The 11,144-nt window shown below is 61.4% G+C and carries 22 protein-coding genes; 1 reads left to right on the forward strand and 21 read right to left on the reverse strand.

Annotated elements, in window-relative coordinates; all coding sequences use genetic code 11:
• Positions 1-76: 76 nt before the first annotated feature.
• Complete coding sequence (rplO, locus tag DKT70_RS03785) at positions 77-553, reverse strand: 50S ribosomal protein L15 (protein ID WP_111557841.1); 477 nt, start codon at positions 551-553, stop codon at positions 77-79.
• A gap of 235 nt (positions 554-788) precedes the next feature.
• Here rplO and DKT70_RS03790 point away from each other — a divergent pair, with 235 nt between their 5' ends.
• Positions 789-1,403, forward strand: a complete 615-nt coding sequence (locus DKT70_RS03790) for a hypothetical protein (protein WP_111557842.1) — start codon at positions 789-791, stop codon at positions 1,401-1,403.
• Positions 1,404-1,465: 62 nt separating this feature from the next.
• Here DKT70_RS03790 and rpmD read toward each other — a convergent pair whose 3' ends face one another.
• The 20 genes from rpmD to rpsJ all read right to left on the reverse strand — a co-directional run bounded on the left by rpmD (position 1,466) and on the right by rpsJ (position 10,809).
• Positions 1,466-1,651: a 50S ribosomal protein L30 gene (rpmD, locus tag DKT70_RS03795; RefSeq protein WP_072295563.1), complete on the reverse strand. Its 186-nt coding sequence runs from the start codon at positions 1,649-1,651 to the stop codon at positions 1,466-1,468.
• 12 nt (positions 1,652-1,663) lie between these two features.
• Positions 1,664-2,230 (reverse strand): 30S ribosomal protein S5, encoded by a 567-nt coding sequence (gene rpsE, locus DKT70_RS03800; RefSeq protein ID WP_072295565.1) that lies wholly within the window; start codon positions 2,228-2,230, stop codon positions 1,664-1,666.
• 119 nt (positions 2,231-2,349) lie between these two features.
• The gene (gene rplR / locus DKT70_RS03805) at positions 2,350-2,709 is read right to left on the reverse strand and encodes a 50S ribosomal protein L18 (RefSeq protein WP_111557843.1); all 360 of its coding nucleotides are present in this window, start codon (positions 2,707-2,709) and stop codon (positions 2,350-2,352) included.
• 12 nt (positions 2,710-2,721) lie between these two features.
• Entirely contained in the window at positions 2,722-3,255 is a 534-nt protein-coding gene (rplF, locus tag DKT70_RS03810) for a 50S ribosomal protein L6 (RefSeq protein ID WP_072295567.1), read from the reverse strand.
• 12 nt (positions 3,256-3,267) lie between these two features.
• A complete protein-coding gene (rpsH, locus tag DKT70_RS03815) occupies positions 3,268-3,660 on the reverse strand; it encodes a 30S ribosomal protein S8 (RefSeq protein ID WP_072295664.1) in 393 nt (130 codons plus the stop codon).
• A 16-nt stretch (positions 3,661-3,676) separates the two neighbouring features.
• Complete coding sequence (rpsN, locus tag DKT70_RS03820) at positions 3,677-3,982, reverse strand: 30S ribosomal protein S14 (RefSeq protein ID WP_072295569.1); 306 nt, start codon at positions 3,980-3,982, stop codon at positions 3,677-3,679.
• A 20-nt stretch (positions 3,983-4,002) separates the two neighbouring features.
• Positions 4,003-4,563: a 50S ribosomal protein L5 gene (rplE, locus tag DKT70_RS03825; protein WP_111557844.1), complete on the reverse strand. Its 561-nt coding sequence runs from the start codon at positions 4,561-4,563 to the stop codon at positions 4,003-4,005.
• On the reverse strand, positions 4,563-4,868 hold the full coding sequence (gene rplX, locus DKT70_RS03830; RefSeq protein ID WP_072295572.1) for a 50S ribosomal protein L24: 306 nt from the start codon (positions 4,866-4,868) through the stop codon (positions 4,563-4,565). The genes rplE and rplX overlap by 1 nt, the downstream gene beginning before the upstream one ends.
• Positions 4,868-5,236 (reverse strand): 50S ribosomal protein L14, encoded by a 369-nt coding sequence (gene rplN / locus DKT70_RS03835; RefSeq protein ID WP_072295573.1) that lies wholly within the window; start codon positions 5,234-5,236, stop codon positions 4,868-4,870. Before rplN ends, rplX begins: the two co-directional genes overlap by 1 nt.
• Positions 5,237-5,312: 76 nt before the next feature.
• A complete protein-coding gene (gene rpsQ / locus DKT70_RS03840; protein ID WP_072295574.1) occupies positions 5,313-5,558 on the reverse strand; it encodes a 30S ribosomal protein S17 in 246 nt (81 codons plus the stop codon).
• Between the two features lie 12 nt (positions 5,559-5,570).
• Positions 5,571-5,777 carry a 50S ribosomal protein L29 gene (gene rpmC, locus DKT70_RS03845; protein WP_072295575.1) on the reverse strand — a complete coding sequence of 69 codons (207 nt, stop codon included), beginning with the start codon at positions 5,775-5,777 and terminating at the stop codon, positions 5,571-5,573.
• Positions 5,778-5,985: 208 nt separating this feature from the next.
• Positions 5,986-6,399, reverse strand: a complete 414-nt coding sequence (gene rplP / locus DKT70_RS03850) for a 50S ribosomal protein L16 (RefSeq protein WP_072295576.1) — start codon at positions 6,397-6,399, stop codon at positions 5,986-5,988.
• Positions 6,400-6,411: 12 nt separating this feature from the next.
• Positions 6,412-7,122: a 30S ribosomal protein S3 gene (gene rpsC / locus DKT70_RS03855; protein WP_072295578.1), complete on the reverse strand. Its 711-nt coding sequence runs from the start codon at positions 7,120-7,122 to the stop codon at positions 6,412-6,414.
• The gene (gene rplV, locus DKT70_RS03860; RefSeq protein ID WP_072295580.1) at positions 7,122-7,502 is read right to left on the reverse strand and encodes a 50S ribosomal protein L22; all 381 of its coding nucleotides are present in this window, start codon (positions 7,500-7,502) and stop codon (positions 7,122-7,124) included. Before rplV ends, rpsC begins: the two co-directional genes overlap by 1 nt.
• Before the next feature lie 5 nt (positions 7,503-7,507).
• Positions 7,508-7,786: a 30S ribosomal protein S19 gene (gene rpsS, locus DKT70_RS03865; RefSeq protein WP_072295582.1), complete on the reverse strand. Its 279-nt coding sequence runs from the start codon at positions 7,784-7,786 to the stop codon at positions 7,508-7,510.
• A gap of 3 nt (positions 7,787-7,789) precedes the next feature.
• Positions 7,790-8,629 carry a 50S ribosomal protein L2 gene (rplB, locus tag DKT70_RS03870; RefSeq protein ID WP_072295583.1) on the reverse strand — a complete coding sequence of 280 codons (840 nt, stop codon included), beginning with the start codon at positions 8,627-8,629 and terminating at the stop codon, positions 7,790-7,792.
• 92 nt (positions 8,630-8,721) lie between these two features.
• Positions 8,722-9,018, reverse strand: a complete 297-nt coding sequence (locus DKT70_RS03875) for a 50S ribosomal protein L23 (protein WP_072295585.1) — start codon at positions 9,016-9,018, stop codon at positions 8,722-8,724.
• Positions 9,015-9,635, reverse strand: a complete 621-nt coding sequence (gene rplD, locus DKT70_RS03880; RefSeq protein WP_072295587.1) for a 50S ribosomal protein L4 — start codon at positions 9,633-9,635, stop codon at positions 9,015-9,017. Before rplD ends, DKT70_RS03875 begins: the two co-directional genes overlap by 4 nt.
• Positions 9,635-10,489: a 50S ribosomal protein L3 gene (rplC, locus tag DKT70_RS03885; protein WP_111557845.1), complete on the reverse strand. Its 855-nt coding sequence runs from the start codon at positions 10,487-10,489 to the stop codon at positions 9,635-9,637. Before rplC ends, rplD begins: the two co-directional genes overlap by 1 nt.
• An 11-nt stretch (positions 10,490-10,500) precedes the next feature.
• Complete coding sequence (gene rpsJ / locus DKT70_RS03890) at positions 10,501-10,809, reverse strand: 30S ribosomal protein S10 (RefSeq protein ID WP_042247848.1); 309 nt, start codon at positions 10,807-10,809, stop codon at positions 10,501-10,503.
• Positions 10,810-11,144 lie beyond the last annotated feature (335 nt).

The raw sequence follows: 11,144 nt of genomic DNA on the forward strand, positions 1-11,144 counted from the left end.
GACCCGTATTCCGGGGACCGGCGGCGCCTGAAAACCTAGATGCTATCTAGGGGGCGCGAAACCCCCGATCAACAGCTTATTCAGCAGCCGCGGCCTGAGCGGGCAACGTAACCTTGCCGCCGGCCTTCTCGACAGCCTCGATGGCGGCCTTCGATGCACCGGTGACGACGATGGTCAGGCCGGCCTTCAGCTCACCCTTGGCCAGCAGACGGATACCGTCCAGCTTGCGGCGAACCAGACCCGACGCGACCAGCGCGTCTTCGGTCAGCTCGGCCTTGCCGTCGATCTTGCCCGCGTCGATGAAGCCCTGGATCTGGCCCAGGTTCACGACGGCAAACGATTTCGCGTTCGGCGCGGTGAAGCCACGCTTGGGCAGACGACGATAGAGCGGCATCTGGCCGCCTTCGTAACCACCCAGGGCGACGCCCGAACGCGACTTCTGGCCCTTGATACCACGGCCGGCCATCTTGCCCTTGCCCGAACCGGGACCACGCGCAACGCGCTTCTTGGAACGGTTCGCGCCTTCGTTGTCGCGGATTTCATGCAGTTTCATGTCGCTTCTCCTTCGCCGGACACACCCCAGAAGCGATACAGGGGGACACGGCATGTCATTTCGTGAATCGTGGCGCCCGTCAGGGCACCGGGGGCCTATACGCCCAATCGATCGGGCATTCAAGCGATCTGGCTGCCACAGCCGCGGGCTTTCGGACATCGCCCACGCCCTTGTGTCTTGAGCGCGGCACGACCTGCGCTAGTCCTGGGAAAGACCAGAACCGAAAGACCCCGACATGCGCATCCTTCTGGCCGTCCTGGCCCTGCCCTTCCTGTCGACCATGGCCCCGGCGGCCGAACCGACCATCTGCAACACCCGCATCAACGGCAAGGATGTCATCCTTGGCTATGACCGCGAGGAAGCCGGGATGGTCGCTGACTATTCGCGTCGGGAACGGCTGGCGGCGCGGATCGGCCAGCATGACTGTCCCAGCTATGTCGTGCTGCGCAGCCTGACGCCGGAACTCAGCGACGACCAGCGGCAGCCCTTCTGTCTGCGCCACGATGCGCAGACCGATTCGGTGGCGGGCTATGACCTGGGCGAACGCGACGCCTGGGGCCGGTGCAAGGTTGCGTCGGCGACCCTCTGCAACCGGGTGAACCAGGTCAGCGGCGGCGCGGCGGCGATTGGATCGGCCGCGGCGCGCAAATCCGTCCAAGGCCTGCGGGCCTTGCCCGACGGTTCGGGCGCGGTGATCGTCTCGGGCACCGGCAGCGCCATTTCCGGGGCGCTGGCATCGCTTGGCGGCGCGGCGGCGGCTGTCGCGGCATCGCCCGTCCTGCTGACGGGGGCGGCGGTGTCCGTGGTGGCGGTGGGCGGCACCGTCTATGCCTGCCACAAGGCGGACTAGGCGCTGCGCAATAAAAAACGCCCCGCTTTCGCGGGGCGCCTTTCTTGGCCGATCCTGATGGATCAGGCTTTTTCTTCGATGATCACCACCATGTGGGGGATCTTCGCGACCATGCCGCGGATCGCCGGGGTATCTTCCAGCTCGCGGGTGCGGTTCATCTTGTTCAGGCCCAGACCCTTCAGCGTGGCACGCTGAATGGCGGGACGACGGATCGGGGATCCGATCTGCTTGACGACGATGGTTGCCATGTGCCTCGCTCCTTACGCTTCGACAGCGGCGTCAGCCGGCTTGTCGTTCGAGGGCAGGATGTCAGCCACTTTCTTGCCGCGACGCTGCGCGACCGAACGGGGGCTGGATTCCTTTTTCAGGCCATCCAGGGTTGCGCGGATCATGTTGTAGGGGTTCTGCGAACCCTGCGACTTGGCCACGACGTCCTGGACACCCAGCATTTCGAAAACGGCACGCATCGGACCGCCGGCGATGATGCCGGTACCCGGAACGGCGGTGCGCATGATCACCTTGCCGGCACCATGACGCCCTTCGATATCGTGGTGCAGCGTACGACCGTCGCGCAGCGGCACGCGGATCAGACCACGCTTGGCCTGCTCGGTCGCCTTGCGGATGGCTTCCGGAACTTCCTTGGCCTTGCCCTTGCCGAAACCAACGCGGCCGCGCTGATCGCCGACAACGACCAGTGCAGCAAAGCCGAAGCGCTTACCACCCTTGACGGTTTTCGACACGCGGTTGATCGCGACCAGGCGATCCTGGAATTCCGGGTTTTCTTCGCGGTCGTTGCGACCGCCCCGGCGATTGTCACGTTCTGCCATGAGGCATTCCTTTTACGGTGGCGCGCAAATCGCGCCGTGTTGACCGATCCAAGTGGATGAAGCATCCCCGGATCATCGGGACGGCGCGTATCCAAAAAGGACACGCGCCGACCGCAATATCAGAACTTCAGACCACCTTCGCGGGCGGCTTCGGCCAGAGCCTTGACCTTGCCGTGGAAGATGAAACCACCGCGGTCGAAGACGACTTCTTCCACGCCGGCTGCCTTTGCGCGCTCGGCAATTGCCGCGCCGATCTTGGCAGCCGCTTCGACATTGTTCTTGCCGACCAGGCCGAAATCCTTCTCCAGCGTGCTGGCCGAAGCCAGGGTCACGCCCTTCAGATCGTCGATGACCTGAACCGAGATGTTCTTGGACGAGCGATGGATCGACAGGCGCGGACGCCCGTTCGACATTGCCCGCAGTTTGTTCCGCACGCGCAAGCGACGCTTCTGGAACAGCTCTTGCTTCTTCAGTGCCATTTCATGCGCCCCTTACTTCTTCTTGCCTTCCTTGCGGAAAACATACTCGCCCTTGTAGCGGATTCCCTTGCCCTTGTAGGGCTCGGGCTTGCGCCACTCGCGAATGTTCGCCGCAACCTGGCCGACCAGTTGCTGGTCGATGCCTTCGACAACAATCTCGGTCTGCTTCGGAGCCGTGATGGTCACGCCTTCGGGCACATCGAAATTCACGTCGTGCGAATAACCCAGAGCCAGCTTCAGGACATTGCCCTGCATCGTTGCGCGGTAACCCACGCCCTGGATCTCGAGTTCTTTCTTGAAGCCCGTGGACACACCGATCGTCAGGTTCTCGACCATCGAGCGGGTCAGACCCCACTGCTGGCGAGCACGTTTGGTGTTGTTGCGGGGCTCAACGCTGACGAGGTTGTCGTCAAGCGTGATGTTCACTTCATCGGTCGCGGTGAAGCTGCGGGTGCCTTTCGGCCCCTTCACTTCGATCTGCTGACCTTTGATCTCGGCCGTCACGCCCTTGGGCAGTTCGACCGGTTTTTTACCAATCCGAGACATCTGCTGCCCTCCTTAGAACACGGTGCAGAGAACTTCGCCGCCAACATTGGCACTGCGAGCCGCTGCATCCGACATGACGCCCTTCGGAGTCGAGACGATCGAGACGCCCAGACCCTGACGAACCTGCGGGATAGCCTTGGCACCGGTATAGACGCGGCGGCCAGGCTTGGAGACACGCGCCACTTCACGGATAACCGGAACGCCGTCGTGATATTTCAGGCCGATTTCCAGCTCGTTATGGCCGGCGGCATTGGTCACTTCCTCGTATCCGCGGATGTAACCTTCGTTCTTCAGCACATCCAGAACCCAAGCACGCAGCTTGGAGGCAGGGGTGCGAACGGTCGATTTGCCACGCATCTGCGCATTGCGGATGCGGGTCAGCATATCGCCGAGAGGATCGTTCATCATTCTGTGTTCCCCCTTACCAGCTGGACTTGACCAGGCCGGGGATCAGTCCGTTCGAGCCCAGCTCGCGCAGCATGATCCGCGACAGTTTCAATTTGCGGTAATACGCATGCGGACGACCGGTCAGTTGGCACCGGTTGTGCAGACGCGTAGCCGAGGAGTTGCGCGGCAGTTCGGCCAGCTTCAGCGTGGCCTTGAAGCGCTCTTCCATCGGGCGGGATTGGTCATGAACGATCTCGTTCAGTTCGGCACGCTTTGCGGCGTATTTCTGAACCAGACGCTCGCGCTTCTTCTCGCGCTCGACCATGGATTTCTTTGCCATATCTTCTTTCCCTCCGCGACTCAGCTGGTGAACGGCATGTTGAAATGCTTCAACAGCGACTTCGCTTCCGCGTCGGTCTTCGCGGTGGTGCAGATGATGATGTCCATGCCCAGAACTTCGTCGACCTTGTCGAAGTTGATTTCCGGGAAGACGATATGTTCCTTCAGGCCCATCGCATAGTTGCCACGACCGTCGAACGAGGTCGGCTTCACGCCGCGGAAGTCGCGGACGCGCGGCAGCGCGATGTTGATCAGGCGGTCCAGGAAGTCGTACATGCGGTCACCGCGCAGGGTCACCTTGCAGCCAAGCGGCATCTCTTCACGCACGCGGAAGCCGGCGATCGACTTCTTGGCATAGGTGATGACAGCCTTCTGACCGGCGATCAGCGACAGCTCTTCAGCGGCCTGCTTGACCTTCTTGGTGTCCTTGACAGCTTCGCCGACACCCATGTTCAGGACGATCTTGTCCAGACGGGGCAGCTGCATGTCGCTCTTGTAGCCGAATTCTTCCTTCAGGGCAGCACGAATCGAATCGTTGAACTGCGCGCGAAGACGCGGCGTGTACTTGGTTGCGTCCAGCATCAGATCACGTCTCCCGTGGTCTTGGCGAAACGGACCTTCTTGCCGTCTTCCTCGCGGAAGCCGACGCGGGTCGCTTTGCCGTCCTTGTCCATCAGCGCCAGGTTCGACAGGTCGATCGGCATGGCCTTCGACACGCGTCCGCCCTGGCTGGTCTGCGACTGCCGGGTGTGGCGGATGGCGACGTTCACGCCGTCCACGATGGCCTTGTTGTCCTTGGGCATGACAGCGGTGATTTCACCCTGCTTGCCCTTGTCCTTGCCGGCCAGCACGACAACCTTGTCGCCTTTTTTAAGCTTGGCAGCCATTACAGCACCTCCGGCGCAAGCGAGATGATCTTCATGAAGCTCTTGGCGCGAAGTTCACGAACGACCGGTCCGAAGATACGCGTACCGACCGGCTCACCCTGGTTGTTCAGGATGACGGCAGCATTGCGGTCAAAACGGATCGAGGTGCCGTCTTCACGGTTCACTTCTTTTGCGGTGCGGACGACGACGGCCTTGCGGACATCGCCTTTCTTGACCCGGCCCCGCGGGATGGCTTCCTTGACGGACACGACAATGATGTCGCCCACCGACGCATAGCGACGGTGCGAACCACCCAGAACCTTGATGCACTGAACCCGGCGAGCGCCCGAGTTGTCAGCAACATCCAGATTGGTCTGCATCTGGATCATTTGGTTTCTCCCGACCTTTGGAGACCGGATCGTCCGGCCCCAGGGTTTCGATCATTTCTGATCTGTGATGATGGACTTATGCCGAAGCGGTTTCGTCCAACAGGACAGTCCAGCGTTTCGTCTTCGAGATGGGCGCACATTCCGTGATACGGACGATATCGCCGACCTTGAACTGGTTTTCCGCGTCATGGGCGCGGTATTTCTTGGACGACCGAACGGTCTTGTGCAGCAGCGGATGCTTGAAGCGGCGCTCGACCAAGACGGTGACGGTCTGTTCGTTCTTGTCGCTGGTGACGCGGCCTTGCAGGATGCGTTTGGGCATGTGCCGGGCTCCTTAGTTAGAGGCCGCGGCTTCCGCCGCTTTCTGGTTCAAAATCGTCTTCACGCGGGCGACGTCACGACGGACTTCGCGCATGCGCGCAGTGCTTGCAAGCTGGCCGGTGGCCTGCTGGAAGCGCAGGTTGAAGGCTTCTTTCTTCAGCGCAACCAGCTGGTCTTTCAGCTGGTCAGGCGTGTTATTCCTGAGTTCATTCGCGTCCATGACGCCTCTTCCTTTCAACATCACCGGAGGGCCCCTGACATCCAGGGCCACCCTGATTCCGGTGGAGTTTCGTGATGAAGGCCTGCGCATACAGGCGATTCCGTCTTTATGCAACCCTTTATCCCGGCGTGTCTGGGAAAAGGGAAACCCCGCCGGTTTCCCGGCGGGGTCAGGGCATCGTCAAGGGCGCGTCAGGCGCGCCGCCGACTTACCAGTCTTCGCGCTGGACGATCCGGGTCAGGACCGGCAGCTTCATCGCGCCAAGGCGCAGGGCCTCGCGGGCGATGGTGTCGTTGACGCCGTCGATTTCGAACATGATCCGGCCCGGATGGACGCGGGCAGCCCAGAAATCAACCGAGCCCTTACCCTTACCCATACGGACTTCGGTCGGCTTCGACGAAACCGGGACGTCCGGGAAAATACGGATCCAGACACGACCCTGACGCTTCATGTGACGCGTGATCGCGCGGCGTGCCGCTTCGATCTGGCGCGCGGTCACACGCTCGGGTTCGACGGCCTTCAGTGCAAACGAGCCGAAGTTCAGGTCGAAACCACCCTTCGCATCACCGTGGATACGGCCCTTGTGCTGTTTGCGGTACTTAGTGCGTTTCGGTTGCAGCATTTTGGTTACTCCTTACCGAGCGTCGCGGCGCGGACCACGGGGTGCCGGACCTTCCTGGGCCTCGGCAGCGCGGCGATCGCGGGCTTGGGGATCATGTTCCATGATCTCGCCCTTGAAGATCCACACCTTGACGCCGATGATCCCGTAGGGGGTCGTGGCTTCGCAGAGCGCATAGTCGATGTCCGCACGCAGGGTATGCAGCGGCACGCGGCCTTCGCGATACCATTCGGTACGGGCGATCTCGGCGCCGCCAAGACGGCCGGCGACGTTCACGCGGATACCCAAGGCACCCTGACGCATCGAATTCTGCACCGAACGCTTCATGGCGCGACGGAACGACACGCGGCGCTCCAGCTGCTGGGCGATCGATTCGGCGACCAGCGCCGCGTCGATGTCGGGCTTGCGCACTTCGACGATGTTCAGGTGCAATTCGCTGTCGGTGAAGTTCGCCAGCTTCTTGCGCAGGACCTCGATGTCCGCACCCTTCTTGCCGATGATGACACCGGGACGCGCTGCGTGAATGGTCACGCGGCACTTCTTGTGGGGACGCTCGATGATGACGCGGCTGATGCCGGCCTGCTTGGCTTCCGTCTTGATGAAGTCCCGGATCTTCAGGTCTTCAAGCAGAAGGTTGCCATATTCCTTGTCGTCGGCGTACCAGCGGCTGTCCCAGGTGCGGTTGACCTGGAGACGCATGCCGATCGGATTGACCTTCTGACCCATTACGCTTGCTCCTCGACTTGGCGCACCTTGATGGTGATTTCCGAAAACGGCTTCATGATCTTGCCGAAACGACCACGTGCCCGCGGACGGCCACGCTTCATCACCAGGTTCTTGCCAACCCAGGCTTCGGCAACGATCAGGTTGTCGACGTCCAGGCCGTGGTTGTTCTCAGCGTTGGCAATTGCCGACTGAAGACATTTCTTCACGTCGCCAGCGACCCGCTTGTGCGAGAAGGTCAAGTCGGCCAAGGCCTTGTCGACTTTCTTGCCGCGGATCAGTTGCGCGACCAGGTTCAGCTTCTGCGGCGAGGTGCGAAGCATCTTCGTCTTTGCGAAGGCCTCGTTCTCCGCCACGCGGCGCGGATTGTTTTCCTTACCCATGACGATTACTTCCTCTTGGCTTTCTTGTCCGCAGCGTGACCGTAATAGGTGCGCGTGGGCGAATATTCACCGAATTTCTGGCCGATCATGTCTTCGCTGACGGCAACGGGGATGTGCTTGTGCCCGTTGTAGACCGCGAAGGTCAGACCCACGAATTGCGGCAGGATGGTCGAACGACGCGACCAGATCTTGATGACGTCGGATTTTCCCGCGTCACGGGCCTTTTCCGCTTTCTTGAGCACATAGGCGTCAACAAAGGGGCCCTTCCAAACAGAACGTGCCATGGATCAACGCCCCTTCTTTTTCGCGTGGCGCGAACGCAAGATATACTTGTCGGTCGCCTTGTTGCTGCGGGTCTTCTTGCCCTTGGTGTCTTTACCCCAGGGCGTGACCGGCGTGCGGCCACCCGACGTGCGACCTTCACCACCACCATGCGGGTGGTCGATCGGGTTCATGGCAACACCGCGAACCGAAGGACGGATGCCCTTGTGGCGGTTGCGACCTGCTTTACCCAGGTTCTGGTTCGAGTGGTCGGCGTTCGACACGGCACCGATGGTGGCCATGCATTCCTGACGGACCAGGCGCAGTTCACCCGAGGACAGGCGGATCTGTGCATAGCCGCCGTCGCGACCGACGAACTGGGCATAGGTGCCGGCCGAACGTGCGATCTGGCCGCCCTTGCCGGGCTTCAGCTCGACGTTGTGGACGATCGTACCGATCGGCATGCCGCTGAAGGGCATGGCGTTGCCCGGCTTTACGTCGACTTTCTTGCCGGCGAAGATCTTGTCGCCAATGGCCAGACGCTGCGGGGCCAGGATATAGGCCTGCTCGCCGTCTTCGTACTTGACCAGTGCGATGAATGCCGTGCGGTTGGGATCGTATTCGATGCGTTCGACAACAGCCGCCACGTCGAATTTCGTCCGCTTGAAATCGACGATGCGATACAGGCGCTTTGCACCGCCGCCTTGGCGACGCATGGTGATCCGTCCGGTGTTGTTCCGGCCGCCTTTCTTGGTCAGACCCTCAGTGAGGGTTTTGACCGGGCGACCTTTCCAAAGCTCCGAACGGTCGATCAGAACCAGCCCACGCTGGCCAGGCGTCGTCGGTTTATACGACTTCAATGCCATCTTTCTGTCTTCCGTTGCTTTGGACCGAGGTGGTCCGTTTCAGTCGATGCGGCCCCGGGACACGCCCGTGGCCGCAGAATCGTGCTCTGCTATCAGAGACCGGTCGACACGTCGATAGTGTTGCCGGCTTCCAGCGTGACATAGGCTTTCTTGACGTCGACCCGACGGCCAAGTTGACCCTTGAAACGCTTGGTCTTGCCTTTGGTGATGGTGGTGTTGACCGCCTTCACCTTGACGCCGAACAGGGCTTCGACGGCCTGCTTGATCTGCGGCTTGGTCGAATCCTTGCTCACCTGGAACACGACGCCGTTGTTGTCGGCGGTCATGGTCGCTTTTTCGGTGATGATCGGCTTGACGATCACGTCGTAATGTTCAGCTTTCGCGCTCATTTCAGACGAGCCTCCAGAGCTTCGACACCAGCGCGCGTGATCACCAGCGTGTCACGCTTGAGGATGTCATACACGTTGGCACCCATCGACGGCAGGATATCCACGCCTTCGAGGTTGCGGGCGGCACGGGCGAAGTTCTCGTTCACTTCGGAACCGTCGATCACCAGCACGCGCTTCCAACCGTTTTCCTTGACGGCCTTCGCGACTGCCGAGGTCTTGGCGTTGTCGAGGTTCAGATCCTCAATGATCACCAGTTCACCAGCAGTTGCTTTTGCCGACAGGGCATGACGCAGACCCAGGGCCCGCACCTTCTTGGGCAGGTCGAAAGCGTGCGACCGCGGGGTCGGACCCTTGTAGACACCACCGTGACGGAAGGTCGGCGCCTTGCGGGAACCGTGACGTGCGCCGCCGGTGCCCTTCTGGCGATAGATCTTCTTGGTCGAGTAGCTGACGTCGGACTTGCCCAGCACCGAGTGGGTGCCTGCCTGTGCCTTCGCACGCTGCCAGCGCACGACACGCTGCAGGAGGTCGCCACGCGGCACCAACCCGAAGATATCGTCGGCCAGCTCGATCGACCCGGCTTTGCCGGCGTCCAGCTTGATCACATCGAGTTTCATCACTTGTCTCCTTCCGGCGCGGCTTCGCCGTTGTCGGACTCGGTCGATGCCTCGGCTTCCTTCAGCGCAGCTTCCTGTTCGGCGGCTGCAGCTTCCTCGGCGGCGGCGCGTGCTGCTTCTTCCTCGGCTGCAGCGGCATTCGCTGCTTCCTCGGCCAGACGCTTGGCTTCCTCGGCTGCCGACTTCAGCGCGGCGGGATAGATGACGTTCTCGGGCGTGGCCTTCTTGACCGCATCCTTGATCGTGACCCAGCCACCCTTGGAACCGGGAACCGAACCCTTGACCATGATCAGGCCACGGTCGGCATCGGTACGGACGACCTGCAGGTTCTGGGTGGTGACGCGAACCGCACCCAGGTGACCGGCCATCTTCTTACCCTTGAAGACCTTGCCGGGATCCTGACACTGACCGGTCGAACCATGCGAACGGTGGCTGACCGACACGCCGTGCGACGCGCGAAGACCACCGAAGTTGTGACGCTTCATCGCGCCCGCAAAGCCCTTACCGATCGAGATGCCGGCGATATCGACGTACTGACCGGCGAAGTAGTGGTCAGCCGTGATTTCCTCACCGACATTGATCAGGTTTTCTTCGGCGACGCGGAATTCCGCGATCTTGCGCTTGGGCGCGACCGAAGCTTTAGCAAAGTGACCGCGCATGGCAGCGGTGGTCCGCTTGGCCTTGGCAGTGCCTGCACCCAGCTGAACAGCCGTATAGCCGTCGCGGTCAGCGGTACGCTGAGCGACGACCTGAAGGCCGTCCATTTGAAGAACAGTGACGGGAACCTGACGGCCATCTTCCAGGAAGAGACGCGTCATGCCCAGTTTCTTGGCGATAACACCAGTACGCAACATGATCTGCCTCCTCAGACTTTGATCTCGACATCCACGCCGGCGGCGAGGTCGAGCTTCATGAGGGCGTCAACGGTCTGCGGAGTCGGGTCGACGATGTCCAGCAGACGCTTGTGCGTGCGGATTTCCCACTGGTCGCGCGACTTCTTGTCGATGTGCGGACCACGGAGAACCGTGAATTTTTCGATCTTGTTCGGCAGCGGGATCGGGCCGCGAACGGTCGCGCCGGTGCGCTTGGCCGTATTGACGATCTCCTGCGTGCTGGCGTCCAGCACACGATAGTCAAAGGCTTTCAGCCGGATCCGGATATTCTGGCTTTGCATTGCACTTCCCTTGGTGGGGAGTTCCAGTCGAGAGGCTGACATCGCACCGCGCGGCGCCAGCATCGGACCGTATGAAATAGTAGAGGCCGCCCTTGCAAAGGCGGCCCTACGGGCTGCAGCCGATTCTGTCGGAAAAGCGACAGTCCCGACGGCGATGCCGCCATCTGCCCGATATGGTCGCTTGCGTCAAGAGGGCTTGGCCCCATGGCGGCCCCGCACATAAAAAAAGGCCGCCCGAAGGCGGCCTTTCGCGTCCCGATCCAAAAAGGATCAGGCGATGATTTTGGAGACGACGCCTGCGCCGACGGTGCGGCCGCCTTCGCGGATAGCAAAGC

It is taken from the genome of Paracoccus sediminilitoris, assembly GCF_003259195.1.
Taxonomy (GTDB): domain Bacteria; phylum Pseudomonadota; class Alphaproteobacteria; order Rhodobacterales; family Rhodobacteraceae; genus Paracoccus; species Paracoccus sediminilitoris.